The organism is Lelliottia sp. EB106-05-01-XG201 (genome assembly GCF_058791735.1).
Map to the genome: position 1 here is coordinate 1,899,838 of NZ_JBYTDV010000001.1, position 26,141 is coordinate 1,925,978.

Here is a 26,141-nt window from a genome sequence, read left to right on the forward strand (position 1 = left end):
ATTTGCCCTTGCGCGATGGCAGAAACAGAAAGGTATCAATATGACGATGCTTTTACTGTAGCCGTGTAAAAACTCCCGGATGAGGGGGAGTCTCCCAACACTGAAAGGGTTGACGGCAATGAAAACACGTAAAATTGGACTCGCAAATTACCTGGCCTACGGGTCGGGCGATTTCCTTGGGGCAGGGACCACCGCGCTGACGGCGGCCTGGCTGTTATATTTTTATACCACCTTCTGTGGACTCTCGCCGATTGAGGCGACCTTTATCTTCGCCGCCGCCAGGGTGCTTGACGCGGTCGTCAGCCCGCTGATGGGCTTCCTGACCGATAACTTCGGCACCACCTGGCTCGGCAAACGCTTTGGCCGCCGTAAGTTCTTTATCCTGCTCGGTATTCCCTGCGTCTTCAGCTACTCGATGATGTGGGTCGGAGACATGGGCTTCTGGTATTACCTGGTCACCTATCTGATCTTCGACATCGTCTACACCATGATTCTGGTGCCGTACGAAACCTTAGTCCCGGAAATGACCGACGATTTCAAACAGAAAACCAAATTCTCCGGGGCGCGTATCTCTATGGCGCAGATGTCAGCGATTCTGGCCTCCTTCCTGCCAGGCATTCTGCTGACCCACTTCGGGAAAGACAACGCCATCTCCTTCTTCTACGCGAGCCTGGTCTTCTCGGTGCTGTGCGCGATGATGCTGACGTTTGTGTGGATCTTCACCTGGGAACGTCCGCGGGAAGAGTGGTCTGAGGCGGCGCTGCGTGCCGAAGAGGAGAAGAAAAAACTCAACCTCAGCCAGAGCCTGAACCGTCTGTTCGTCGAGCTAAGCTCCACCCTGCGGGTGAAGATTTTCCGCCAGCATCTGGGGATGTACCTCGGGGGCTATATCGCGCAGGACGTGTTCAACGCCGTGTTTACCTACTACGTGGTGTTCGTCCTGATGCAGGAAGCGTCGATGGCCTCGAATCTGCTGGGCACCATGGCTATCTTCCAGTTCATTGCCGTTATCGCCATGATCCCGCTCTGCATCCGCTTCGGACCGGCTCCGTCTTATCGCATGGTCGTCGTGCTGTTTGGTCTGGCCTCTCTCTCCTACGCGATGCTCTACTACGCCGGGCTGAGCGACGTTTACTCCCTGTTGCTGCTGATCTCTGCGGTTGCCGGCCTGGGGCGCGGCGGTATCAACTATGTGCCGTGGAACATCTACACCTACATTGCCGACGTGGATGAAGTCATCACCGGTCAACGTCGCGAAGGGATTTTCGCCGGGATCATGACCCTGACGCGTAAAGCCTCGCAGGCGGGTGCCATCATGCTGGTCGGGATTGTGATGCAGATGTCCGGCTTTGTCAGCGGGCAGAAAGTCCAGCCTGCGGAAGTGAGCCACACCATTCTGATGATCCTGAGCGTGGGCACCATTCTGGTGCTGATCTGCGGCTTCCTGGTCTCCCTGCGCTTCAAACTGAACTTGCACACCCACAGCACCCTGCGGGAAGAGACCGCCAAAATGCGCGAGTCTGGCCGCGCGATGCCGGAAACCGCGACGCCGCAGGCCCGCGCCACCGTCGAACTGCTGGCCGGGATGCCGTACGAATCCCTGTGGGGCAACAACAACATTGGTTACCTGAATCGCAACAAACCGGCGGCACCTTCCCTGAAGGATCGCGCGGTACTGAATTCGACATATCACAGAGGTTAAGATTATGAAGGTTTGGCCTGTCAAACATAGCCCGCTACTGCGTCAGCCTGAGCACTTTATTGCCAGGGATGAACTGAAATCACTGATTGAAAAGGTGACGCACAATCTGGTGAACATTCACGATAAAACCGGCGAATTTTTGCTGCGACTGGACGACGGGCGGGTGATCGACACCAAAGGCTGGGCGGGATGGGAGTGGACGCACGGCGTCGGCTTGTACGGTATCTGGCAGTATTACTGCCAGACCGGCGCGAGCGAGATGCGTGACATCATCGACGGCTGGTTTGCCGACCGCTTTGCCGAAGGCGCGACCACCAAAAACGTCAATACCATGGCACCGTTCCTGACGCTGGCCTGTCGCTATGAAGAGACGAAAAACGCCACCTGGCTGCCGTGGCTGGAGAGCTGGGCGGAGTGGGCGATGAACGACATGCCGCGCACGACGCACGGTGGGATGCAGCACATTACGCTGGCCGAAGAGAATCATCAGCAGATGTGGGATGACACGCTGATGATGACGGTTCTGCCGCTGGCAAAAATCGGCAAGCTGCTCAACCGCCCGGAGTATGTGGAAGAGGCTGTCTATCAGTTCCTGCTGCACGTGCAGAATCTGATGGATCGGGAAACCGGCCTGTGGTTCCACGGCTGGAACTACGACGGGCAGCATAACTTTGCGAAAGCCCGCTGGGCGCGCGGCAACAGCTGGCTGACGATCGTTATCCCGGACTTCCTCGAGCTGGTGGATCTGCCGGAAAACAACGCCGTGCGCCGCTATCTGGTGCAGGTGCTGAACGCGCAGATTGCCGCGCTGGCAACCCGTCAGGACGAAAGCGGCCTGTGGCATACGCTGCTCGACGATCCAGATTCGTATCTGGAAGCGTCGGCGACGGCCGGTTTTGCCTACGGGATATTGAAAGCGGTGCGTAAGCGTTACGTCAGCGCGGAGTATGCGCAAGTGGCAGAGAAGGCGATTCGCGGCATCGTGAAAAACATCTCACCGGAAGGGGAGTTACTGCAAACCTCGTTCGGCACCGGGATGGGCAGCGATCTGGAGTTCTATCGCCAGATCCCGCTGACCTCCATGCCGTACGGCCAGGCGATGGCGATTTTGTGCCTGACGGAGTATCTGCGAAAGTATTTCTAATTTTTTTTGTGGTTTTGTAGGCCTGATAAGCGAAGCGCCATCAGGCATTTTCCCCGGTGGCGCTGCGCTTACCGGGGCTACAAAACCTGGCCCCCACATCATTTTGTGATGCTCTTCTCCCTTTCCATCTTCCGCATTTGCCATTTATGTTCATTTTAATGAAGATATAACCATTCAATAAAATGAAGATAAATAATGAGCCGTAACTTTATCAAGAAAGAGGGCGTCGCGCAGAACAGCCTGGCGCGATACTTACTCGGCGAAAAAACCGGGAACCGTCTTAAGACCATTGACGAACTGGCCGGTGAGTGCGGGTTTTCCGTCGGCCTGATCCAGGCGGCGTTAAAAACCCTTGAAAGCGCCGGAGCAGTTGCGGTGGAACGCCGTGGGCGCAACGGCAGCTTTCTGGTCAACATGGACCACAAACTGTTACTGGATTTCGCCGATATCGGCAACGTCGTCTGTGCGATGCCGCTGCCCTATACCCGGCTGTATGAAGGGCTGGCCAGCGGGCTGAAAGCGCAGTTCGACGGCATCCCGTTTTACTACGCCCACATGCGGGGTTCGGATGTCCGCGTGGAGTGCCTGCTCAACGGCGTTTACGATCTGGCGGTGGTTTCTCGCCTGGCGGCGCAAAGCTATGTCGACAGAGGGGATGTGTACATGGCCCTGGAACTCGGCCCCCATACCTATGTGGGCGAGCACAAGCTGATTTGCCGGGCGGGTGCGCAACAGATCAAACGGGTGGGTCTCGACCCGCGCTCTGCCGACCAGCGCATCATGACGGATGTGTATTTCGCCGGGCAATCCGTCGAGCTGCTCGATGTGCCGTATCACGAGTGTCTCGCCCGGATCGTCAAAGGGGATATCGACGCGGTGATCTGGAACGTCGCGAACGAGATCGAACTCGATACCCACGGGCTGGTGGCGCAGCCTCTGAAAGGCGACCCGCGTTTTGAAGATGCCTCGGAAGCGGTGGTGTTGACCCGCGTGGACGACATCCCTATCCAGCAGCTACTGCGCACGGTGGTGAACAAATCTGCATTACTGGCTCATCAGCAGCGCGTTCTGGTGGGCGAACAAGAACCCAGTTATTGAGTGTTGATTAAATGAGGTAAGGCGATGGAAGAGAGGCTCAACCTGCTGTGTCAGGCGGGGATCATTGATAAGGATATCTGTGACGGCATGTCAGGTGTCGTCACACAGCTCGAAACCGTATGGGCCATTTCCGTGCACAACGAGCAGGGCGAGATGGCGATCACCCATATGGCGAATGCGCTGATGCGCAGCCGCCGTGGCGAGGAGATTGGTCCGCTGGACGCGGGTATTCTGGACGAGATGCAAAGCTGTGACATCTGGCCGCAGGTCGAGTCTGTACACCAGGCGGTGCTCGCGCCGTTCGATGTCCGGCTCCATCCCAACGAGGAAGGCTACCTGCTGGCGAATCTCTTTAGTTTGTGGATGGCCAGCAAAGGCTAAACGGTGCGTCAGGAACCAGCGTCTACGCATTAAATATTCAAAAAAATGATGATTTAAGTTGTTATCGTCTGCATGGAGTCGAGAGGCAAGGGCATGTTTACTGGAGCACTCAAGGCACAGAACCCGGCGCTGATAGAGGCCGCGTGTGAATTATGGCGGCAGGGAGCCATCCTGCCGGATACCTGGGTTATCGACGTCGATCGGGTGATGGAGAATGGCCGTCTCCTGCTTGAGACCGCAGCCCGGCACGGCATCACGCTCTATCTGATGACCAAGCAGCTCGGGCGTAACCCGTGGCTGGCACAAAAGCTGATAGAACTCGGTTTCCACGGCACCGTGGCGGTGGATTTTAAAGAGGCTCGCACCCTGCGTAAGGCCGACGTGCCGGTCTCGCACGTGGGCCATCTGGTGCAGATCCCGAAAAGCCAGATAACGGAAAACGTCCTCGCGCCGGTCGAGATGATCACCGTCTTCTCACTGGAAAAGGCGCGGGAGATTTCGGCTGCGGCGCTGGAGAACGGACGCGTTCAGCCCATCATGCTAAAAGTGTTCGACCCACAGGACAGGCTTTATCCTGGTCAGGAAGCCGGTTTTTCGCTCGCGGTGCTGGATGAAGTGGTATCGCTCATCCGCTCGCTTGCCGGTGTGAAACTGGCGGGGCTGACGCATTTTCCCTGCTTGCTGTGGGATGACGAGCAGCAGCAAACCCTGCCTACGCCCAACTTACACACTCTGCTGAAGGCCCGCGATCGTCTGCTCGCCCAGGGCGTTGAGCTTGAGCAACTGAATGCGCCATCGGCCTCGAGCTGCAGCACTCTTGCGCTGCTGGCCAGTTTTGGCGTGACGCATGCGGAGCCAGGTCACGCCCTGACGGGTACCATTCCGGCGAACCAGCACGGCGATCAGCCCGAGCGCATCGCCATGCTCTATCTCACGGAAGTTTCTCACCATTTTCAGGGCAACAGCTACTGCTTCGGCGGCGGGTACTATCGGCGCGGGCATGCGCAGAACGCGCTGGTTTATCCGCTTCAGGGCCACACCGGTATTCCCGCCAGCCTGCTGCCCATGGATGAGAGCAGCATTGATTATCACATTCCGCTGGCCGGTGAGTTTCCGGTCGGCAGTCCGGTGGTGATGTGTTTTCGCACGCAAATTTTCGTCACACGCAGCGATGTGGCGCTGGTGTCCGGGATCTCCCGCGGCGCGCCGGTGCTCGAAGCTGTGTATGACAGTCTCGGCAACCCGGTGTCAGGAGGTGGCAATGAGTAAGTTTGTGGTGGTGGTGATTGACAGTTTTGGCGTTGGGGCAATGGACGATGTGCCGCAGGTCAGGCCGCAGGATATCGGGGCCAACACCTGCGGGCACATTTTGCAGCATTTCCCCCGGCTTCGTTTACCCGTGCTGGAGAAGCTTGGCCTGATAAACGCGCTTGGGCAGGACGTGGGCGTGATGAAGCCATCAGCGAGTGCGGTTTATGGCACCGCGGCGTTGCAGCACGAAGGGGGCGACACTTTCATGGGTCATCAGGAGATCCTCGGTACGCTTCCCAAATCGCCGCTGCGAATGCCTTTTTCCACGGTGATTGATGAGGTTGAACAGGCACTGCTCGCCGATGGCTGGCAGATCGAACGTCGGGGCGAAGGGCTGCAATATCTGTGGGTGAATCAGGCGGTGGCGATCGGTGACAACCTCGAGGCGGATCTGGGGCAGGTGTTTAACATCAGCGCCAATCTCACGGATATCTCCTTTGAGGAAGTCCGCACCATCGGCGAGATCGTTCGCCGTCAGGTGCAAGTGGGGCGCGTGATCGCCTTTGGCGGCCTGCTGGAAAGCAGCCAGCAGATCCTGGACGCCTTGGAAGAAAAACAGGGCGTTTATATCGGGATTAACGCCCCGCGTTCGGGTGTATATAACAACGGTTTTCAGGTCGTGCACATGGGCTACGGCGTGGATGCCAGCGTTCAGGTTCCGCAAAAGCTGCACGAGGCAGGCATCAAAACCGTGCTGGTCGGCAAAGTGGCGGATATCGCCATTAATCCGCACGGCGTGAGTTACCAGAATCTGGTCGACAGCCAGCGCATTCTGGACATCACGCTCGATGAAGTGTGCCAGCCGGGTGATGCCTTTATCTGCACCAATATTCAGGAAACCGATCTCGCCGGGCACGCCCAGGACGTGGCGCGCTACGCCGACCGCTTGCAGCTGGTGGACAGCAATCTTGAGCGCCTGATGGAGGCCATGCAACTCGGGGACTGTCTGGTGGTGATGGCCGATCACGGCAATGACCCGACGATCGGCCACAGCAAACACACGCGTGAAAAAGTCCCTCTGCTGGTCTGGCAGCCGGGCATAGCGCCTGCGCAACTGGGGGCGAGGAAAACCCTGTCTGACGTAGGGGCTACGGTCTGTGACTTTTTCCACGCCGCCGCGCCGCAAAACGGCACGTCATTCCTCGCTTCGCTACATATGACTGACAACGGAGGCCATCATGGCTGAACAGATTCGTTTTGATGCGTCGGGGTATACCTATGCCCACGAACATCTGCATATCGATTTGTCCTCGTTCAAAAACAACATCGACTGCCGCCTGGATCAGTATGCGTTGATTTGTGCGGAGATGAAGACGCTCTACGCTCAGGGCGTGCGCAATATCATTGAGATGACCAACCGCTACATGGGGCGTAACCCGCAGTTTATGCTGGATATTATGGGCGATACGGGGATGAACGTGGTCGCCTGCACCGGTTATTACCAGCATGATTTTTTCCCGGCCCACGTCGCGACCACGCCGGTAGAGGCCCTGGCACAAGAGATGATCGACGAGATCACCCTCGGTATTGACGGCACCGAACTGAAAGCCGGGATCATTGCGGAAATTGGCTCGAGCGTGGATGTCATCACCCCGATTGAGGCCAAAGTGTTTGCCGCCGCGGCAATCGCGCACCGGGAAACGGGCCGCCCCATCTCCACACACACCTCATTCAGCACCATGGGCCTTGAGCAACTGGCGCTGCTGAAAAGCCACGGCGTGGATCTCTCCCGCGTGGTCATTGGGCACTGCGACCTGAAAGACAACCTCGACAACATCCTGCGGATGATCGATCAGGGGGCTTTTGTTCAGTTCGATACCATCGGCAAAAACAACTACTACCCGGACGAAAAGCGCGTGGCGATGCTGGTCGAGATTGCCCGCCGCGGCCTGCTCGGCCACGTGATGCTCTCCATGGATATCACCCGACGCTCGCATCTGAAAGCGAACGGCGGCCCCGGCTTTGACTATCTGCTGACCACCTTTGTGCCTCTGTTGCGCGAGGCTGGCTTCACCCAGGCCGACATTGATTTGATGTTACGTGATAACCCCTCTGTCTTCTTTAAATAAGGATCTCCCATGAAAAAGATCGGTGTTGCTGGCTTACAGCGCGAACTGATGAAAAAGACCATCGAATCCGCCGCGCCTGGCTGCTTTGAGGTGTTTATTTATAACGATATGGAAGCCGCGATGAAGGTGAAATCCGGCCAGCTCGACTACTACATCGGTGCCTGTAATACCGGTGCTGGCGCGGCGTTATCCATTGCGATTGCGGTGATCGGCTACAACAAAAGCGGCACTATCGCCAAACCCGGCATTAAGGCGAAGGAAGATCAGGTCGCCAAAATGGTGGCGGACGGCAAAGTCGCCTTTGGCCTGTCGGTAGAGCATATCGAACACGCCATCCCGATGCTGATTGCGCATTTAAAATAGAGGCCGCGCTATGGATTTCTATATTCAAATTTTAGTCGTGGCCTGCCTCACCGGGATGACGGCGCTGCTGGCGCACAAATCTGCGGCGGTCTTCCACGACGGCATCCGCCCGATCCTGCCGCAGCTTATCGAAGGCAATATGAACCGCCGCGAAGCGGGGAGTATCGCATTCGGTTTGAGCATCGGTTTTGTGGCGTCAGTGGGCATCTCATTCACCCTGAAAACCGGGCTGCTGAACAGCTGGTTGCTTTTCTTGCCGACGGATATTATTGGCGTGCTGGCCTTTAACAGCGCGCTGGCTTTTGGGCTCGGCGCAGTCTGGGGCGTGCTGATCCTCACCTGTCTGCTGCCGGTGAACCATCTGCTGACGGCGCTTCCGGTTGACGTGCTGGGCTCGCTGGGTGAACTGAGCTCGCCGGTGGTGTCGGCCTTTGCGCTGTTCCCGCTGGTGGCGATTTTCTATCAGTTCGGCTGGAAAAACAGCCTCTTCGCCGCGTTTGTCGTGCTGATGACACGCGTGATTATCGTGCGCTACTTCCTGCACCTGAACCCGGAATCCATTGAGATTTTCGTGGGGATGGTGATGCTGTTAGGCATCGCAATTACTCAGGATCACCGTACCCGCGGCGAGCGCGAACATGACGACGCCGGGCTGTCAGTGTTTGAAGAGCGAACCTCGCGGATCATTAAAAACCTGCCGTATATTGCCATCGTCGGCGGGCTGATTGCTGCCGTGGCCAGCATGAAGATCTTCGCCGGTTCCGAGGTCTCCATTTTCACCCTTGAAAAAGCCTACCATGCAGGACTCGATCCGGCGCAATCTCAGACCCTGATCAATCAGGCGGCGCTGGCAGAATTCATGCGCGGTCTGGGCTTCGTCCCGATGATTGCCACCACGGCGCTGGCGACCGGCGTCTACGCGGTGGCAGGCTTTACCTTCGTGTTTGCGGCAGGTTATCTGATCGCCAATCCGCTGATTGCCTTTGTGGTGGGGGCGCTGATCATCTCTGCCGAAGTGCTGCTCCTGCGCTCGATTGGCAAATGGCTGGGCCGCTACCCGTCGGTGCGTAACGCGTCGGACAATATCCGCAATGCGATGAACATGCTGATGGAGATGGCGCTGCTGGTGGGCTCGATCTTCGCAGCCATCAAAATGGCCGGTTACACCGGCTTTACCATCGCGGCGGCGCTTTACTTCCTGAACGGATCTCTGGGCCGTCCGGTTCAGAAGATGGCGTCTCCGGTGGTGGCGGTATTAATCACCGGGATTGTGCTCAACATGCTCTTCTGGTGCGGGCTGTTCGTTCCGGCCTGATCCCTTGCGAAACCTGCTGCTTCGGCGGCAGGTCTTCATGGAGTGAACCTATGAATACCTGGCCTTTGCAGAGCCTGACCATGGAACAGGCGCAGCAAAAACAGTTTCAGCTGGTGGATATTATCTGCCGTCATTTTCCGGGAAGCGATTTCCTCAGCGGCGGAGATTTGGGTCTGGTTCCGGGACTTAATCAGCCGCAGATGACTCAGCGGGTCGAAGCCGTCATCGCTGATTTTTTTAATGCGCCTAAAGCGGCGCTGGTGCAGGGGGCGGGGACGGGCGCGATTCGAAGCGGCCTCGCGGCTTTGTTGAAAGCGGGGGAGACGCTGCTGATCCACGATGCGCCGGTTTACCCGACCACGGCAGTGATTGTCGAACAGATGGGCCTTCGCCTGATTCGTGCCGATTTCAATCAGCTTGATGAGGTGGCGAAAGCGATTGAGGCACACCGCCCGCAGGCGGCGCTGATCCAGCATACGCGCCAGAAAATGGACGATGCCTATTCCCTGGAGGACGTCATCGCCTGCCTGAATCATTACGGCATTCCCTCGCTGACGGACGATAATTACGCGGTGATGAAGGTTGAGAAGATCGGCTGCGAGTGCGGCTCTGGCCTGTCCACCTTCTCGAGCTTCAAACTCTTTGGCCCGGCGGGAGTGGGGGTGGTTGTGGGTGACGAAAATGCCGTGAGCCGCGTGCGCCAAAGCATGTACTCCGGTGGCAGCCAGGTTCAGGGCGTTCAGGCGATGGAGGTCCTGCGCGGGTTAGTTTTCGCGCCCGTGATGCACGCGGTGCAAGCGCTGGTAAATGATCGTGTGGTGGCGGCACTGCAAAGCGGGGCGATCCCGCAGGTGAAGCAGGCGTTGATAGCGAACGCGCAGTCCAAAGTGCTGCTGGTGGAGTTTCATCAGCCGATTGCGGAGAAAGTGCTGGCCCGTGCCCATCAGCTGGGGGCGCTGCCTTACCCGGTTGGGGCTGAATCGAAATATGAAATTCCGCCGTTGTTTTACCGGCTTTCCGGGACGTTTCGCCAGTCCGACCCCACGCTTTCCCAGCGCATGATCCGCATCAACCCGAATCGCAGTGGGGCTGAGACGGTACTGCGCATTTTGCGGGAAAGTTGCAGAGACCTGTAGGTCTGATAAGCGAAGCGCCATCAGGCAATTTCCCCGGTGGCGCTGCGCTTATAAAAAAAACCGGCCATCGCCGGGTTTGTTTTTACATACGTTCTACGGTTTCGATCCCGAGGGTATCCAGCCCCAGCTTCAGCGTCTTCGCGGTCAGCTGTGCAAGTTTCAGGCGGCTGTTGCGAATTTCTTCGCTTTCGGCGGAGAGAATCGGGCAATGCTCGTAGAAGCCAGAGAACAGACCGGCCAGATCGTACAGGTACGCACACATCACGTGCGGCGTGCCTTCGCGCGCGACCACCGCCAGCGTCTCTTCGAACTGCAGCAGACGAGCAGCCAGCTGCGCTTCGCGATCTTCGTTGATCACCACGGTCGCATTCGCCAGCGCGCTTTCGTCGATGTCGGCTTTACGGAACACGGACAGCACGCGGGTGTAGGCATACTGCATGTATGGCGCGGTATTGCCTTCGAAGGCCAGCATGTTGTCCCAGTCGAAGATGTAGTCGGTGGTACGGTTCTTGGAGAGATCCGCGTATTTCACCGCACCGATACCCACGGCTGTCGCCAGTTTTTCCAGCTCGTCGGCTGGCATATCCGGGTTCTTCTCAGCGACCAGACGACGCGCACGTTCCAGCGCTTCATCCAGCAGGTCGGAAAGTTTCACGGTGCCACCGGCGCGGGTTTTGAACGGCTTGCCGTCTTTACCCAGCATCATGCCGAACATGTGGTGTTCCAGTGGCACAGAATCAGGCACGTAACCGGCTTTACGCACGATGGTCCACGCCTGCATCAGGTGCTGGTGCTGACGGGAGTCGATGTAGTACAGCACGCGGTCCGCATGCAGGGTTTCGTAGCGATATTTCGCGCAGGCGATATCGGTGGTGGTGTAGAGATAGCCGCCATCCTTTTTCTGGATGATCACGCCCATCGGTTCGCCTTCCTTGTTTTTGTACTCATCAAGGAACACCACCGTTGCGCCTTCGCTCTCCACCGCCAGTTTTTTGGCTTTCAGATCGGCCACGATGCCCGGCAGCATTGGGTTGTAGAGACTCTCGCCCATCACGTCGTCGCGGGTCAGGGTAACGTTCAAACGGTCATAGGTTAACTGGTTCTGAGACATGGTGATGTCGACCAGCTTGCGCCACATTTCGCGGAAGTAGGCGTCGCCGCCCTGCAGTTTCACCACATAGCTGCGCGCACGCTCGGCGAAGACTTCATCTTCGTCGTAATGTTTTTTGGCTTCACGGTAGAAACCTTCGAGGTCGGCCAGCGCCATTTCGCCCGCGTTTTCCTGCTGCTGTTTTTCAAGATAAGCAATCAGCATCCCGAACTGTGTGCCCCAGTCGCCGACGTGGTTGGCGCGAATCACTTTATGGCCGAGGAATTCCAGGGTGCGCACCGCGGCATCACCGATGATGGTGGAGCGCAGGTGACCGACGTGCATCTCTTTCGCCACGTTTGGCGCAGAGTAATCGATAACGACGGTTTGCGCTTGCGGCTGGGACACGCCCAGACGGTCAGATTTCAGCGCCGCGTCGATGTGACCGGCGAGGAAGGCCGGATCGAGGAAAATGTTGATAAAGCCTGGGCCTGCAATCTCAACTTTACTGGCAATGCCGTTGAGATCCAGATGAGTCAGCACCAGCTCAGCGAGTTGTCGCGGCGGCATGCCCAGTTTTTTAGCCACTGCCATCACGCCATTAGCCTGATAGTCGCCAAACTGTACTTTTGCTGACTGACGAACCTGCGGTTCGCAATCCGCAGGAGCCCCTGCGGCAATCAGTGCCTGACTGACTTTTTCGGAGAGAAGAGCCTGAATATTCACCTGGATACCTTACTTTTTTGCTGCGGGCGAGTTGAACCCACACCAGTTTGAGAATTTAGTGCCGGAGTATACTGCAAATGCCCTCTGGCGTCAGCATTGCACAGGCTCAAGAGCGCTCAGAAAACAGGCGAAGAAATAGTGCATAAGCATGCAGTCGGGAATTCGTGAAATCTGCGGTTGGTTGCAGCCATGCAACAGAGTAAATTAGCGGCTTTGCGACAGGATAAGAGAACCGCTGATGACGAACTGGCAATCCATTGACGAACTGCATGATATTTCCGCAGATTTACCGCGTTTCACCCAGGCGTTCACAGAACTTGCCACCCGGCTGGGGCTGGATATCGCTCCGCTCGACGCCGATCACATTTCCCTGCGCTGCCATCAGGACGCAACGGCGGAGCGCTGGCGTCGCGGGTTTGAACAGTGCGGCGAACTGCTGTCGGAAAATGTCATCAACGGTCGCCCGATTTGCCTGTTCAAACTCCATGAGCCTGTCTGCGTGGCGCACTGGACATTTCACGTGGTTGAATTGCCGTGGCCGGGCGAAAAGCGCTATCCGATCGAGGGCTGGGAGCATATCGAAATCGTACTGCCGGGCGACCCGGAAACCCTGAATGCCCGCGCGCTGGCGCTGCTGTCGGACGACGGCCTGAGTAAGCCCGGTATCTTTGTGAAAACCAGCTCGCCAAAAGGGGAGCGCGAGCGCCTGCCGAACCCGACGCTGGCGGTGACCGATGGAAAAGTGACGGTGAAATTTCACCCCTGGACCATCGAGCAAATCGTCGCCAGTGAAGCATAACCCGCAAAAGAGTGTGAACTCACGCTGAGTCCGCCGTTTTACGGCGTGGCATGATGGTTTATTACCGTGAATGAAAGGAGGAAGTGTGGCGCTACTGGAGATCTGTTGTTACAGCATGGAATGTGCTGTCACGGCGCAACAAAACGGGGCCGATCGCGTTGAACTGTGCGCCGCGCCGAAAGAGGGGGGTCTGACGCCGTCATACGGCGTGCTGAAATCTGTCCGCGAGGCGGTGACCATTCCCGTCCACCCGATTATTCGCCCGCGCGGTGGAGACTTTTGTTACTCGGCGGGTGAATTTGACGCCATGCTGGAAGATGTGACTCGTGTTCGCGAACTGGGCTTTCCGGGTCTGGTGATCGGCCTGCTTGATGAAGAGGGTAACGTCGATATGCCGCGTATGCGCCAGATTATGGCGGCAGCAAAAGGGATGGCGGTGACTTTTCATCGCGCGTTTGATATGTGTAAAGATCCGATTCAAGCCTTTGAAAATCTGGCCGAATTGGGCGTGGCGCGCATCCTGACATCCGGCCAAAAGTCGAGTGCTGAAAAAGGACTGCAATTAATTATGGAACTAAAAGCGCATTCCGGTGTTCCAATAATAATGGCAGGTGCGGGAGTCCGCGCCAGCAATCTGGAAACGTTTTTAAACGCAGGGGTGGAAGAGCTTCACAGCTCGGCAGGCAAGTGGACGCCTTCGCCTATGCGCTATCGCAATACAGGATTGTCAATGTCGACAGATGCCGAAGCGGATGAGTACTCCCGCTACGGGGTAGATGGAGAGTCGGTTGCGGTAATGAAATCAATGATTGAGCAGTTTCACGTGTAGCAGCGATTTTTACCGCGCATCATGTCGCCCAATATGATGCTTGCTTGTACCAGGCCCCTGCAATTTCAACAGGGGCCTTTTTTTCTCCTTCATATTTCAAGCCGCAGCTGCGTTGGCTGCCTCGCTCACACCGGTCACTGACTCATGTCAGCTCCCGGCGATTCGCTGCGTTGCCGCCTTGCTGCAACTTGAACTATTTTGGAGAAACCGTGCTAACTGCCGGGTGGCGGCTTCGCCTTACCCGGCCTACAAAATCGTAGGCCCGTGCAAGCGAAGCGCCGCCGGGCAAATCACGGCTTCGTCGCAATCAACACCGCACGCATCGGCGCGGGATAGCCTTCGATGGTTTTGCTGCTGTCGTTCGGGTCGAGGAATTCGGCCAGCGACTCGGTGGTCAGCCACTCGGTGCGACGCTGCTCTTCCGTCGAGGTCACGCACACATCCACAATGCGGATATCGACAAAACCACACTTCGCCAGCCAGTTTTTCAGCGCCAGCGCGGACGGGATGAAATAGACGTTACGCATCTGCGCGTAGCGATCGCCCGGCACCAGCACCGCGTTTTCGTCGCCTTCGATCACCAGCGTTTCCAGCACCAGTTCGCCGCCGCTGACCAGCTGATCTTTCAGCTGCCACAGATGCTCCAGCGGGGAGCGGCGATGGTACAGCACGCCCATCGAGAAGACCGTATCAAACGCATTCAACGCGGGGAGTTGTTCGATGCCCAGCGGCAGCACGTGGGCGCGCTGATCGTTACCCAGCAGTTTACGCACCGCTTCGAACTGGCACAGGAACAGCTGCATCGGGTCGATCCCGACCGCCAGATGCGCGCCCGCGCCAATCATGCGCCACAGGTGATACCCGCTCCCGCAGCCGACGTCCAGAATCGTGCGACCGGTTAAATCCGACAGATGCGGCAGAACGCGATCCCACTTCCAGTCGGAACGCCATTCGGTGTTGATGTTCAGACCGTACAGGGAGAACGGCCCTTTGCGCCACGGCATCAGGTTGCGCATCAGCTTTTCAAGACGCAGCAGCTGGCCTTCGCTCAGTGGCTCGGCACTTTCCGCCGTCACGCTGTGCAGCAGGTCCAGTTTGTACGGCGTCATTTCCGGCAAAAACTCGACCGCATTGCTCCACTGCTTAAACTGGCCGTGCAGGGAGTCGCGCTGCCAGGCAGCGACCTGAGCAGGCAGGGTTTCCAGCCAGTGGGAGAGGTGGTTTTTGGCGATAAGTTGATAGAAATTGCTGAAGTCGATCATGCGTTGTCCCCTTTCAGAGCCACCAGGGAACCAAAGTTAAAGCACTGGAACCAGAGTTCGCTGTGCTCAAAACCGGCTTTATGCAGGCGCGCTTTATGCGCTTCGACGGAGTCGGTGAGCATCACGTTTTCCAGCATGCTGCGCTTTTGGCTGATCTCAAGCTCGCTGTAACCGTTGGCACGTTTGAAATCGTGATGCATGTTGAACAGCAGTTCGCCGACTTTCGCGTCTTCAAAGCTGAATTTCTCTGACAGCACCAGCGCGCCGCCGGGGTTCAGCCCCTTGTAAATTTTGTCCAGCAACAACTGGCGATCTTCGGGCACCAGGAACTGCAGGGTAAAATTCAGTACCACCATCGAGGTGTTCTCGATGTGGATATCGCGAATATCGCCTTCAATGACCTCAACGGGCGTCGGCGCTTTATAGGCATCCAGATGACGGCGGCAGCGCTCGACCATCGCCGGAGAGTTATCGACGGCAATGATCTTGCAGCCTTCGTGATGCACGTTACGGCGAATCGACAGCGTCGCGGCGCCCAGTGAACAACCCAGGTCATAAACCTGCGTACCGGGTTGAACAAAGCGTTCAGCCAGCATGCCGATCATTGAGATAATATTGGAATAACCTGGAACAGAGCGCTGGATCATATCCGGGAAGACTTCGGCTACCCGTTCATCAAAGGTCCAGTCGCCCAGACTGGCGATAGGCGCGGAAAAAAGCGTGTCGCGATCAGACATAACGTAAAAATCCGGGAAAAATAAAGTGGCGTATTGTGCGCTAATGGAAGGAGAAAACCAACTCCCACGGCATATACCACAGGTTAGCCAGCACCATCAGCAAAAGCGAACACCAGGTCGCGCTCATGCCAGAACGACGCCAGCGGAATAAGCGGTGGTGAAAGCCGTAATAGTGCATCAGTCGTCCGGCGATCAACAGCAGACCGCAGACGTGAACCATCCAGGTTTCCGCGCCGTCCATCTCCATGAGCAGCAGCAAAATCAGCGCAACGGGAATGTATTCCACCGCATTGCCATGAATACGGATGGCGCTTTGTAACTCCGAAAACCCACCGTCACCGTATGAGACGCGGTATTGCATTCTCAGGCGCACAACATCAAACGAAAACTTAATCAGTAGTAATGCACCTAACACCGCGTACAGTGCGCTGACCATACAAACTCCCTGTTTTTGGCAGATGGCACTTCTATGATAGGGGCTGACGTCAGAAAAGAGAAGATTGTTGTGGGATGGAGGGGGCAGGGCCAAGGGACGGAACCGCAGCCTGCAAGGCTTGCCACAGAGCATCGACCAGTTCAGGTGCCTGGGCGATATCCGGCGTGTGCAGGAAAAGGTAAGGGGTGGTGGTTTGCTCCCACTTCGGCAGCGTTTGCAGCCAGACGGCGAACATCTCGCGATTTTGCTGCATATTGTCGCTGCCGATGAACCGTACCATCGGATTATTGGCCGTCACCACGGCGTGAACCGGCACTTTCGGTTTTTTGCGCTGGGCGTCGATAATGGCTTCGTTATGCGCCACGGCGCTGTGGACCGGGCGGCTGTCCAGAATGACCCGATTCACACCGCGCTCATGCAGCCCACGGTTAAGCGCTTGTTCCGCTTCGCCTTTGGCGAAAAATTCCTGATGACGCACTTCCACGCCGTAGGTGAATTCGCGGGGAAGGGCGTCGAGAAAAGCCCAAAGCGCAGGCAGATCGCGCGGGCCAAAGGTGGCAGGGAGTTGCAGCCAGTACTGGCCGATGCGGTTCGCCAGGGGCGACATCCTTTCGAAAAACTCCTCGGTTAAATCTCCGCACTGGCGCAGCGCGGCCTGGTGGGAAATGGTCGCCGGGAATTTAAAGCAGAAGCGGAAGTCATCGGTGGTCTGCTCGCGCCAGCGCGCGACGATCTCCGCGCGCGGCAGGGCGTACAGCGTGGTATTGCCCTCCACACAGTTAAAATGGCGGGCATACTCTTCAAGGCTGGTAATGCCAAGGCGCACCCATTTCGGGTGCGACCATTGGGGCAGGCCCAGGTAAATCATAACGCGCTGAGGATCTCGTCGGTGCTGCGCACGCGACCGATACGCGGGAAGATATGGGTCATGCTGCCCTGATGCTGATCCGCCGAGGCGGCGCTGCACGCGTCTTCGGCAATCACCAGGTTAAAGCCCAGCTCCCAGGCGTTACGCGCGGTGGATTCCACGCCGATGTTGGTGGAAATCCCGCACAGGATGATGGTGTCGATCCCACGACGGCGCAGCTGGAGTTCCAGATCGGTGCCGTAGAACGCGCCCCACTGGCGTTTGGTGACTTCGATATCGCTATCCTGTTTGCCGAGCGTTTCAGGATAGGTCCACCAGTTTGCCGGCAGCGCGGCAGCAGGGGCTTGCGCATCCACCGGCTGTTTCAGCGCTTCGGCGAAATCCGCTGACCAGCCCACGCGCACCATGACCACCGGCGATCCGCTGGCGCGGCATTTATCCGCAAGACGTGCGCTGCGGCTGACCACATCCGAAGCCGTATGCGGGCCTCCGGCGAACGGCAGAATGCCTTCCTGCAAATCGATCACGACAAGTGCGGTTTTGGTGGCATCAAGTGTTAACATCATTACTCCAGTCAAAAGATTAGCGTCCGTCACACCTTACGATGATACAGGGTAAGTAAGATCGGATAATTTTGTTAATTTTTGTGAGAATGCGCAATAAGAGCGCAGCAATCGCGCGTCTGGCAAGCTTCTCTCTTATCGTACGGCGGAATTTCCAGTATAATAGCCGCCTTTTTTCATCCAGTTGTGACATACAGAAAGCTGCGACATAGTAGCCTGTAACTCAGGCGACATTTAGCCTGCGGCTAAATTAAGGGATATCTCATGCGTACAGAATATTGCGGGCAGTTGCGTCAGTCCCACGTTGGACAGCAGGTGACCCTGTGTGGTTGGGTCAACCGTCGTCGTGATCTCGGTAGCCTTATCTTCATCGATTTGCGTGACCGTGAAGGCATCGTGCAGGTGTTCTTCGATCCGGATCGTGCGGACGCGTTAAAACTGGCCTCCGAACTGCGTAATGAGTTCTGCATCCAGGTCACTGGCACCGTGCGTGCGCGTGACGAAAAAAATATCAACGCCGACATGGCGACGGGTGCCATCGAAGTGCTGGCGTCCGACCTGACTATCATCAACCGTTCAGAATCGCTGCCGCTTGACTCCAACCACGTCAACACCGAAGAAGCGCGTCTGAAATATCGCTATCTGGATCTGCGTCGCCCGGAAATGGCTCAGCGCCTGAAAACCCGCGCGAAGATCACAAGCCTGGTGCGTCGTTTCATGGACGACCACGGTTTCCTCGATATCGAAACCCCGATGCTGACCAAAGCCACGCCGGAAGGCGCGCGCGATTACCTGGTTCCGTCTCGTGTGCATAAAGGCAAGTTCTACGCGCTGCCGCAGTCTCCACAGCTGTTCAAGCAGCTGCTGATGATGTCTGGTTTTGACCGCTACTATCAGATTGTGAAATGCTTCCGTGACGAAGACCTGCGCGCTGACCGTCAGCCTGAATTCACCCAGATCGACGTCGAGACCTCCTTCATGACTGCACCTCAGGTGCGCGAAATCATGGAAGCGCTGGTGCGCGGCCTGTGGCAGGACGTGAAGGGTGTGGATCTGGGCGATTTCCCGATCATGACCTTCGCCGAAGCGGAACGTCGTTACGGCTCTGACAAACCAGACCTGCGTAACCCGATGGAACTGGTGGACGTTGCTGACCTGCTGAAAGCGGTTGAGTTTGCGGTCTTCTCCGGCCCGGCTAACGATGCGAAAGGTCGTGTGGCTGCTCTGCGTGTACCTGGCGGTGCTCAGTTGAGCCGTAAACAAATTGATGACTACGGCAATTTCGTCAAAATCTACGGCGCGAAAGGCCTGGCTTATATTAAAGTCACCGAACGTGCGAAAGGCATCGAAGGCATCACCAGCCCGGTGGCGAAATTCCTGAACGCAGACATCGTGGAAGCGATCCTTGAGCGCACCGGCGCACAGGACGGCGACATGATCTTCTTCGGCGCAGACAACAAGAAAGTGGTTGCCGACGCGCTGGGCGCACTGCGCCTCAAACTGGGTAAAGACCTGAACCTGACTGACGAAGCCAAATGGGCTCCGCTGTGGGTGATCGACTTCCCAATGTTTGAAGATGACGGTGAAGGCGGCCTGACGGCGATGCACCACCCGTTCACCGCACCGAAAGACATGACCGCGAGCGAACTGAAAGCCGCTCCGGAAGAGGCGGTTGCGAACGCCTACGATATGGTGATTAACGGTTATGAAGTGGGCGGCGGTTCCGTACGTATCCACAGCGGCGAAATGCAGCAGACCGTGTTCGGCATTCTGGGCATTAACGAGCAAGAGCAGCGCGAGAAGTTCGGCTTCCTGCTGGATGCCCTGAAATACGGCACCCCTCCGCACGCGGGTCTGGCGTTTGGTCTGGATCGTCTGACCATGCTGCTGACCGGCACGGATAACATCCGTGATGTGATTGCCTTCCCGAAAACCACCGCTGCTGCGTGTCTGATGACCGAAGCGCCAAGCTTTGCTAACCCGGCCTCTCTGGCTGAGTTGGGCATTCAGGTTAAGCCGAAAGATAAAGGTGAGTTAGAGGCGAACGACTAGCATGTCATATAAGCTTCCCGTTTCTGTTCTGGTGGTCATCTATGCAGAAGACACGAAGCGGGTGCTGATGTTGCAGCGGCGCGACGATCCTGAGTTCTGGCAGTCGGTTACCGGCAGCCTGGAAGAGGGAGAAACCGCGTCGCAGGCCGCCGCGCGTGAAGTAAATGAAGAGGTCACCATTAATGTTGCTCAGGAGCAACTGACCCTGAAGGACTGTCAGCGCACGGTGGAGTTTGAAATTTTTAGCCATTTACGTCATCGCTATGCTCCGGGAATCGAGCGCAATACGGAATCGTGGTTCTGTCTTGCACTTCCCCATGAACGGCAGATCGTGTTCACCGAACATCTGACCTACCGCTGGGTTGAGGCGGCCGAAGCGGCCACCTTAACCAAGTCGTGGAGCAACCGGCAGGCGATTGAAGAATTTGTAATTAACGTTAATTAATTTCCAAGCATTTCAGTTTCCAGGAAGGCGGCAAGGTCGCGAATCGCCAGGAGCTTACGTTGGTAAGTAACTGGTGTGAGCGGACGCGGCCAACGCATCCGGAAGCTGAAAGGCGAAGGATAATTTTGGAGAACTTTTTATGGCAGGTCATAGCAAGTGGGCCAACACCAAACACCGTAAAGCGGCACAGGATGCCAAGCGCGGTAAGATCTTTACTAAAATCATTCGCGAGCTGGTGACGGCAGCCCGTCTGGGCGGCGGCGATGCGGGTTCTAACCCACGTCTGCGCGCGGCGATTGATAAAGCACTGTCTAACAACATGACGCGTGACACCCTGAACCGTGCCATCGCACGTGGCGTGGGCGGCGATGACGACGCGAACATGGAAACCATCATCTATGAAGGTTACGGCCCTGGCGGTACAGCGGTGATGGTTGAGTGTCTGTCCGACAACCGTAACCGTACCGTTGCCGAAGTGCGCCATGCGTTCACCAAAACCGGTGGCAACCTGGGCACCGACGGTTCCGTGGCTTACCTGTTCAGCAAAAAAGGCGTGATTTCCTTCGAGAAAGGCGACGAAGACGCGATCATGGAAGCGGCGCTGGAAGCGGGTGCTGAAGACGTGGTGACCTTCGACGACGGCGCAATTGACGTTTACACCGCCTGGGAAGAGATGGGCGCGGTGCGTGATGCGCTGGAAGCGGCGGGTCTCAAAGCAGACAACGCTGAAGTGTCGATGATCCCATCGACCAAAGCCGATATGGATGCGGAAACCGCGCCAAAACTGCTGCGTCTGATCGACATGCTTGAAGACTGCGACGACGTGCAGGAAGTTTATCATAACGGTGAGATCTCTGATGAGGTCGCCGCGACTCTCTAATGAGAGTCATTGAACCTCTAACCGGAGACGCGTGATGTCGATTATTCTCGGGATTGACCCCGGCTCGCGCATTACCGGTTACGGCGTTATCCGCCAGGTGGGTCGCCAACTGACCTACCTCGGCAGCGGCTGTATTCGCACCAAAGTCGATGATTTACCGTCGCGTCTGAAGCTCATTTACGCGGGCGTGTCGGAAATTATCACCCAGTTCCAGCCCGACTTTTTTGCCATTGAGCAGGTCTTTATGGCGAAAAATGCTGACTCGGCGTTAAAGCTGGGCCAGGCGCGCGGCGTGGCGATTGTCGCGGCGGTCAACCAGGATTTGCCGGTGTTCGAATACGCGGCGCGTCAGGTCAAACAGACGGTGGTGGGCAATGGCGGGGCAGATAAAGTGCAGGTCCAGCACATGGTGCGGACCTTGCTTAAACTTCCGGCCAACCCGCAGGCGGATGCCGCCGATGCGCTGGCGATTGCGATAACCCACTGCCATGTGAGCCAAAACGCCATGCAAATGAGCGAGTCGAGGCTCAATCTGGCGCGAGGCCGGTTACGATAATCACAAATCAGGCTGGATAAACATCCAGCCTTTTTTTATGATGACGGAAGTTAATTTCGCATCTCACGCAGGAGCATCATGTGATTGGCAGACTCAGAGGCATCATCATTGAAAAACAACCCCCGTTAGTTCTGCTGGAAGCGGGAGGCGTGGGGTATGAAGTCCATATGCCAATGACCTGTTTCTATGAACTTCCGGAGTCGGGTAAAGAGGCGATTGTTTTCACCCAGTTCGTGGTGCGTGAAGATGCCCAGCTTCTGTATGGCTTTAATAACAAGCAGGAACGCATGCTGTTCCGCGAGCTGATTAAAACCAACGGCGTCGGGCCTAAGCTGGCGCTGGCAATTTTGTCCGGCATGTCGGCGCAGCAGTTTGTGAATGCCGTTGAGCGTGAAGATCCCGCTGCGCTTATCAAACTCCCGGGCATCGGCAAAAAAACCGCTGAACGCCTGATCGTCGAAATGAAAGACCGCTTTAAAGGTCTGCATGGCGACCTGTTCACACCGGCGTCCGATCTGGTGCTGACCTCGCCGAACGGTCCGACGGATGACGACGCAGAGCAAGAAGCGGTGGCTGCGCTGGTGGCGCTGGGCTATAAACCACAGGAAGCCAGCCGGATGGTGAGCAAAATCGCCAAACCGGATGCCAGCAGTGAAACCCTGATTCGTGAAGCGCTCCGCGCGGCATTGTGAGGTAGTAGAGGATGATTGAAGCAGACCGCCTGATTTCGGCAGCCAGCAATGTTCCAGAAGATGTGGTGGATCGCGCGATCCGCCCGAAGCTGCTGGAAGAGTACATCGGCCAGCCGCAGGTTCGCTCACAGATGGAAATCTTTATCCAGGCGGCGAAACTTCGCGGGGATGCCCTCGATCATCTGCTGATTTTTGGTCCTCCCGGCCTCGGTAAAACCACGCTGGCGAACATCGTTGCCAATGAGATGGGCGTGAACCTGCGCACCACCTCGGGCCCGGTGCTGGAGAAGGCCGGGGATCTGGCGGCGATGCTGACTAACCTCGAACCGCACGACGTGCTGTTTATCGATGAGATCCACCGTCTTTCGCCGGTGGTGGAAGAGGTGCTCTATCCGGCGATGGAAGATTATCAGCTGGATATCATGATTGGTGAAGGCCCGGCGGCGCGCTCAATCAAAATCGATCTGCCGCCGTTTACCCTGATTGGCGCCACCACCCGTGCGGGTTCACTGACCTCGCCACTGCGCGACCGCTTCGGCATCGTGCAGCGCCTCGAGTTTTATCAGGTGGCGGATCTGCAGTACATCGTTGGTCGTAGCGCCCGCTTCATGGGGCTTGAGCTGAGCGACGAGGGCGCGTTTGAAGTGGCTAAGCGCTCGCGGGGTACACCGCGTATCGCCAACCGTCTGCTGCGGCGTGTGCGCGACTTCGCGGAAGTGAAGCATGATGGCACCATCTCGCTGGATATCGCCTCCCAGGCGCTGGATATGCTGAACGTTGATGCCGAAGGGTTTGACTATATGGACCGCAAGCTGCTGCTGGCGATTCTGGATAAATTCTTTGGCGGGCCGGTCGGGCTGGACAACCTGGCGGCGGCGATTGGCGAAGAGCGTGAAACCATTGAGGATGTGCTGGAGCCATATTTGATCCAGCAGGGCTTTTTGCAACGCACACCGCGTGGGCGTATGGCAACGGTTCGCGCGTGGAATCACTTCGGGATTACGCCACCGGAAATGCCGTAGTTCGCAGCGGAAAAAAAAGCCGGATGGTGGCTGACGCCTTATCCGGCCTACAACGAAACATGTCGCCCGGTACGCGCAGCGCGACCGGGGAAAAGAGTTAGCTCGCGGGTTTCTTCATCATACTGAAGATAAACATCAGCGCGGCACACAGCACCACTGACGGGCCGGCTGGCGTGTCGTAAAACGCCGAGAAGGTTAATCCACCGGTCACGGCAATGATGCCGACAATTACCGCCACACCCGCCATCTGCTCCGGTGTACGAGCGAAACGACGCGCGGTTGCGGCCGGGATAATCAGCAGCGACGTAATAATCAGCGCACCGACAAACTTCATCGCCACCCCAATCGTCAATGCGGTCACCAGCATCAGCAGCAGCTTCACGCGCTGCAGTTTAACGCCATCCACAAAGGCTAAATCAGCACTGACGGTCATCGCCAGCAGGTTGCGCCATTGCCACAGCAAAATCCCGAGCACGATCGCCACGCCAATGGCGATAGAGATCAGATCTTCCGGCGTCACTGCCAGAAGGTCGCCAAACAGATACGCCATTAAATCGACGCGAATGTTCGACATCAGGCTCACCACCACCAGACCGAGCGACAGCGCACTGTGGGCCATAATGCCCAGCAATGTATCCACCGCGAGGTGAGGGCGCTTCTCCAGCCACACCAGACCGGCGGCGAGCAGCAGCGTCACGGCAATGACGGCGTAGAACGGGTTCACATCCAGCAACAGGCCAAAGGCCACGCCCAGCAATGAAGCATGGGCCAGAGTATCGCCAAAATAGGACATCCGGCGCCAGACGACAAAAGAGCCCAGCGGGCCCGCGGCACAGGCGAGCATCACCCCGGCTAACCAGCCGGGTAATAACAATTCAATCATGAGTGTCCATTTCCCCGACGCAGGACAATCCGTCCCTGTAAATCATGGCGATGATTATGGTTGTGGCGATAAATCCCCAGCTGTTCGGCCCCGCGAGAGCCAAACATGGAGATAAATTCAGGATGCATCGACACCACTTCCGGCGTGCCGGAGCAGCAGATGTGGTGATTCAGACACAGCACTTCGTCGGTCTTCGCCATCACCAGGTGGAGGTCGTGCGACACCATCAGGACGGCGCAGTCCAGCTCGCGGCGCAGCTGATCGATAAGGTCGTACAGGGCGACCTGGCCGTTGACGTCGACGCCCTGGGTTGGCTCGTCGAGTACCAGCAGCTGCGGCTTGCTCAGCAATGCACGCGCCAGCAGAACGCGCTGGGTTTCACCGCCGGAGAGTTTCTGCATCGGCGCTTCGACCAGATGCCCGGCCTGAACGCGCTTCAGCGCGGGAAGGATATCGTCTTTACGGGTGCCCGGACGCAGTCGCAGAAAACGGCCGACCGTTAAGGGCAGGGTGGCGTCGAGATGAATTTTTTGCGGGACGTAGCCGATTCGCAGCTTGTCGTCACGCTTGATGACGCCTGAATCAGGTGCTACCAGCCCAAGAACCACGCGCACCAGCGTCGATTTGCCCGCGCCGTTTGGGCCGAGCAAAGTTAAAATTTTGCCGGGTTTGAGGTCCAGCGATACGTCAGAGAGGACGCGGCGCTGACCAAAAGAAACCGAGATATTTTCGAGAGAAACTAAATTCGTCATGTCAATTTAAGCTTGCAGAAGTCAACGAATGTTATAATATCACATTCCACGCATTCATTACGATCATAAGTTGCATTATGTTACATAAAAATACGCTTCTTTTCGCAGCATTATCCGCTGGCCTTTGGGCTTCAGCAGCACAAGATGTTAACGCCGCCGTTGTCGCTTCGCTTAAACCACTGGGATTCATCGCTTCGGCCATCGCCGATGGCGTGACAGAAACCCAGGTTTTACTGCCTGACGGGGCCTCCGAGCATGATTATTCTCTGCGCCCATCTGATGTAAAACGCTTACAGAACGCGGACTTAGTGGTCTGGATTGGTCCAGAGATGGAAGCCTTCATGCAAAAGTCCGCAAGCAAAGTTCCGCCGCAAAAACAGGTGACCATCGCCGAGCTTTCCGGCGTGAAACCGCTGCTCATGAAAGGGGCTGACGACGACGATGGCGATCACGACCATGATCACGCCGATGGCGAAAAAGGTGACGACCATCACCATCACGGCGAGTACAACATGCATCTTTGGCTCTCCCCAGAGATAGCGCGGCTCTCAGCGGTTGCAATCCATGACAAATTAGTGGAACTTATGCCGCAAAGTCGAGCCAAACTAGACGCCAACCTGAAGGATTTTGAGGCACAATTAGCCGCAACCGATAAGCAGGTGGGTAACGAGCTCGCACCGTTGAAAGGAAAAGGGTATTTCGTTTTTCATGATGCCTATGGCTACTACGAAAAACACTACGGCCTGACCCCGCTGGGTCACTTTACCGTCAACCCGGAAATTCAGCCTGGTGCGCAGCGTTTACATGAAATCAGAACACAGTTGGTTGAGCAAAAAGCGACATGCGTTTTTGCTGAGCCACAGTTCAGGCCAGCGGTCGTTGAAGCCGTGGCCAGGGGAACGTCCGTGCGCATGGGGACCCTGGACCCGCTTGGAACCAATATTCAGCTGAGCAAGGCGAGTTATTCGCAGTTCCTCAGCCAATTGGCGAACCAGTATTCGAGCTGCCTGAAAGGAGATTAACGAGGAAG

At 56.9% G+C, this 26,141-nt stretch carries 27 protein-coding genes; 19 read left to right on the forward strand and 8 right to left on the reverse strand.

Features of this window, described 5'->3' with window-relative positions; all coding sequences use genetic code 11:
* Nucleotides 1-118 precede the first annotated feature (118 nt).
* The 10 genes from AC3WS9_RS08810 (at nt 119) to AC3WS9_RS08855 (ending at nt 10,519) form a co-directional block, all read left to right on the forward strand.
* Nucleotides 119-1,702, forward strand: coding sequence for an MFS transporter (locus AC3WS9_RS08810; RefSeq protein WP_285144234.1), 1,584 nt, complete (start codon nt 119-121; stop codon nt 1,700-1,702).
* Between the two features lie 4 nt (nt 1,703-1,706).
* On the forward strand, nt 1,707-2,846 hold the full coding sequence (gene bglB, locus AC3WS9_RS08815) for a beta-galactosidase BglB (protein ID WP_492487818.1): 1,140 nt from the start codon (nt 1,707-1,709) through the stop codon (nt 2,844-2,846).
* Between the two features lie 195 nt (nt 2,847-3,041).
* Nucleotides 3,042-3,944, forward strand: coding sequence for a GntR family transcriptional regulator YhfZ (gene yhfZ, locus AC3WS9_RS08820; RefSeq protein ID WP_285158083.1), 903 nt, complete (start codon nt 3,042-3,044; stop codon nt 3,942-3,944).
* A gap of 24 nt (nt 3,945-3,968) precedes the next feature.
* The gene (locus tag AC3WS9_RS08825; RefSeq protein ID WP_282494672.1) at nt 3,969-4,325 is read left to right on the forward strand and encodes a PRD domain-containing protein; all 357 of its coding nucleotides are present in this window, start codon (nt 3,969-3,971) and stop codon (nt 4,323-4,325) included.
* Nucleotides 4,326-4,418: 93 nt separating this feature from the next.
* Nucleotides 4,419-5,594: a YhfX family PLP-dependent enzyme gene (locus tag AC3WS9_RS08830; RefSeq protein ID WP_492487821.1), complete on the forward strand. Its 1,176-nt coding sequence runs from the start codon at nt 4,419-4,421 to the stop codon at nt 5,592-5,594.
* Nucleotides 5,587-6,822, forward strand: coding sequence for a phosphopentomutase (locus AC3WS9_RS08835; protein ID WP_492487823.1), 1,236 nt, complete (start codon nt 5,587-5,589; stop codon nt 6,820-6,822). The genes AC3WS9_RS08830 and AC3WS9_RS08835 overlap by 8 nt, the downstream gene beginning before the upstream one ends.
* 4 nt (nt 6,823-6,826) lie before the next feature.
* Nucleotides 6,827-7,705: a phosphotriesterase-related protein gene (locus tag AC3WS9_RS08840; RefSeq protein ID WP_285144373.1), complete on the forward strand. Its 879-nt coding sequence runs from the start codon at nt 6,827-6,829 to the stop codon at nt 7,703-7,705.
* Between the two features lie 9 nt (nt 7,706-7,714).
* Nucleotides 7,715-8,068 carry a DUF2620 domain-containing protein gene (locus AC3WS9_RS08845; protein WP_282494669.1) on the forward strand — a complete coding sequence of 118 codons (354 nt, stop codon included), beginning with the start codon at nt 7,715-7,717 and terminating at the stop codon, nt 8,066-8,068.
* A gap of 10 nt (nt 8,069-8,078) precedes the next feature.
* Nucleotides 8,079-9,383 (forward strand): YhfT family protein, encoded by a 1,305-nt coding sequence (locus tag AC3WS9_RS08850; protein ID WP_492487825.1) that lies wholly within the window; start codon nt 8,079-8,081, stop codon nt 9,381-9,383.
* A 50-nt stretch (nt 9,384-9,433) separates the two neighbouring features.
* Nucleotides 9,434-10,519 (forward strand): aminotransferase class V-fold PLP-dependent enzyme, encoded by a 1,086-nt coding sequence (locus tag AC3WS9_RS08855; RefSeq protein WP_492487827.1) that lies wholly within the window; start codon nt 9,434-9,436, stop codon nt 10,517-10,519.
* A gap of 82 nt (nt 10,520-10,601) precedes the next feature.
* Here the strand turns inward: AC3WS9_RS08855 and argS are convergent, their stop codons facing one another.
* A complete protein-coding gene (gene argS / locus AC3WS9_RS08860) occupies nt 10,602-12,335 on the reverse strand; it encodes an arginine--tRNA ligase (protein ID WP_282494665.1) in 1,734 nt (577 codons plus the stop codon).
* Nucleotides 12,336-12,573: 238 nt separating this feature from the next.
* Between argS and AC3WS9_RS08865 the strand changes: the two genes are divergently transcribed.
* Together AC3WS9_RS08865 and cutC are read left to right on the forward strand one after the other, a co-directional pair.
* Nucleotides 12,574-13,134, forward strand: coding sequence for a VOC family protein (locus AC3WS9_RS08865; RefSeq protein WP_492487829.1), 561 nt, complete (start codon nt 12,574-12,576; stop codon nt 13,132-13,134).
* An 85-nt stretch (nt 13,135-13,219) separates the two neighbouring features.
* Nucleotides 13,220-13,963, forward strand: coding sequence for a copper homeostasis protein CutC (gene cutC, locus AC3WS9_RS08870; protein WP_492487831.1), 744 nt, complete (start codon nt 13,220-13,222; stop codon nt 13,961-13,963).
* A 290-nt stretch (nt 13,964-14,253) separates the two neighbouring features.
* On the opposite strand, the gene cmoB is transcribed toward cutC, so the two are convergent.
* From cmoB to AC3WS9_RS08895, 5 genes are read right to left on the reverse strand one after another with little or no spacing between them, the layout of a single operon-like run.
* Nucleotides 14,254-15,225: a tRNA 5-methoxyuridine(34)/uridine 5-oxyacetic acid(34) synthase CmoB gene (gene cmoB, locus AC3WS9_RS08875; RefSeq protein WP_095282397.1), complete on the reverse strand. Its 972-nt coding sequence runs from the start codon at nt 15,223-15,225 to the stop codon at nt 14,254-14,256.
* Nucleotides 15,222-15,962, reverse strand: coding sequence for a carboxy-S-adenosyl-L-methionine synthase CmoA (gene cmoA, locus AC3WS9_RS08880; protein ID WP_492487833.1), 741 nt, complete (start codon nt 15,960-15,962; stop codon nt 15,222-15,224). Before cmoA ends, cmoB begins: the two co-directional genes overlap by 4 nt.
* A gap of 40 nt (nt 15,963-16,002) precedes the next feature.
* A complete protein-coding gene (locus AC3WS9_RS08885; protein WP_095282395.1) occupies nt 16,003-16,398 on the reverse strand; it encodes an MAPEG family protein in 396 nt (131 codons plus the stop codon).
* Nucleotides 16,399-16,447: 49 nt separating this feature from the next.
* Nucleotides 16,448-17,266 (reverse strand): DUF72 domain-containing protein, encoded by an 819-nt coding sequence (locus AC3WS9_RS08890; protein ID WP_492487836.1) that lies wholly within the window; start codon nt 17,264-17,266, stop codon nt 16,448-16,450.
* A complete protein-coding gene (locus tag AC3WS9_RS08895; RefSeq protein WP_285144247.1) occupies nt 17,263-17,829 on the reverse strand; it encodes a hydrolase in 567 nt (188 codons plus the stop codon). Before AC3WS9_RS08895 ends, AC3WS9_RS08890 begins: the two co-directional genes overlap by 4 nt.
* Before the next feature lie 264 nt (nt 17,830-18,093).
* Here AC3WS9_RS08895 and aspS point away from each other — a divergent pair, with 264 nt between their 5' ends.
* The 6 genes from aspS (at nt 18,094) to ruvB (ending at nt 23,476) form a co-directional block, all read left to right on the forward strand.
* Nucleotides 18,094-19,881 carry an aspartate--tRNA ligase gene (gene aspS, locus AC3WS9_RS08900; RefSeq protein WP_285144248.1) on the forward strand — a complete coding sequence of 596 codons (1,788 nt, stop codon included), beginning with the start codon at nt 18,094-18,096 and terminating at the stop codon, nt 19,879-19,881.
* Nucleotide 19,882: 1 nt separating this feature from the next.
* Nucleotides 19,883-20,326, forward strand: a complete 444-nt coding sequence (gene nudB, locus AC3WS9_RS08905; protein WP_492487839.1) for a dihydroneopterin triphosphate diphosphatase — start codon at nt 19,883-19,885, stop codon at nt 20,324-20,326.
* Nucleotides 20,327-20,465: 139 nt separating this feature from the next.
* Nucleotides 20,466-21,206 (forward strand): YebC/PmpR family DNA-binding transcriptional regulator, encoded by a 741-nt coding sequence (locus AC3WS9_RS08910; RefSeq protein ID WP_064326513.1) that lies wholly within the window; start codon nt 20,466-20,468, stop codon nt 21,204-21,206.
* 34 nt (nt 21,207-21,240) lie between these two features.
* Nucleotides 21,241-21,762 carry a crossover junction endodeoxyribonuclease RuvC gene (ruvC, locus tag AC3WS9_RS08915; protein ID WP_492487841.1) on the forward strand — a complete coding sequence of 174 codons (522 nt, stop codon included), beginning with the start codon at nt 21,241-21,243 and terminating at the stop codon, nt 21,760-21,762.
* An 80-nt stretch (nt 21,763-21,842) separates the two neighbouring features.
* A complete protein-coding gene (gene ruvA, locus AC3WS9_RS08920) occupies nt 21,843-22,454 on the forward strand; it encodes a Holliday junction branch migration protein RuvA (RefSeq protein WP_282494657.1) in 612 nt (203 codons plus the stop codon).
* Nucleotides 22,455-22,465: 11 nt separating this feature from the next.
* Nucleotides 22,466-23,476 (forward strand): Holliday junction branch migration DNA helicase RuvB, encoded by a 1,011-nt coding sequence (gene ruvB / locus AC3WS9_RS08925; RefSeq protein WP_100779779.1) that lies wholly within the window; start codon nt 22,466-22,468, stop codon nt 23,474-23,476.
* A gap of 97 nt (nt 23,477-23,573) precedes the next feature.
* Here ruvB and znuB read toward each other — a convergent pair whose 3' ends face one another.
* Both znuB and znuC read right to left on the reverse strand, forming a co-directional pair.
* Nucleotides 23,574-24,359: a zinc ABC transporter permease subunit ZnuB gene (gene znuB, locus AC3WS9_RS08930; RefSeq protein WP_282494656.1), complete on the reverse strand. Its 786-nt coding sequence runs from the start codon at nt 24,357-24,359 to the stop codon at nt 23,574-23,576.
* Nucleotides 24,356-25,111 carry a zinc ABC transporter ATP-binding protein ZnuC gene (gene znuC, locus AC3WS9_RS08935; protein WP_282494655.1) on the reverse strand — a complete coding sequence of 252 codons (756 nt, stop codon included), beginning with the start codon at nt 25,109-25,111 and terminating at the stop codon, nt 24,356-24,358. The genes znuB and znuC overlap by 4 nt, the downstream gene beginning before the upstream one ends.
* Nucleotides 25,112-25,188: 77 nt before the next feature.
* Between znuC and znuA the strand changes: the two genes are divergently transcribed.
* Nucleotides 25,189-26,133 carry a zinc ABC transporter substrate-binding protein ZnuA gene (gene znuA / locus AC3WS9_RS08940; RefSeq protein ID WP_492487844.1) on the forward strand — a complete coding sequence of 315 codons (945 nt, stop codon included), beginning with the start codon at nt 25,189-25,191 and terminating at the stop codon, nt 26,131-26,133.
* Nucleotides 26,134-26,141 lie beyond the last annotated feature (8 nt).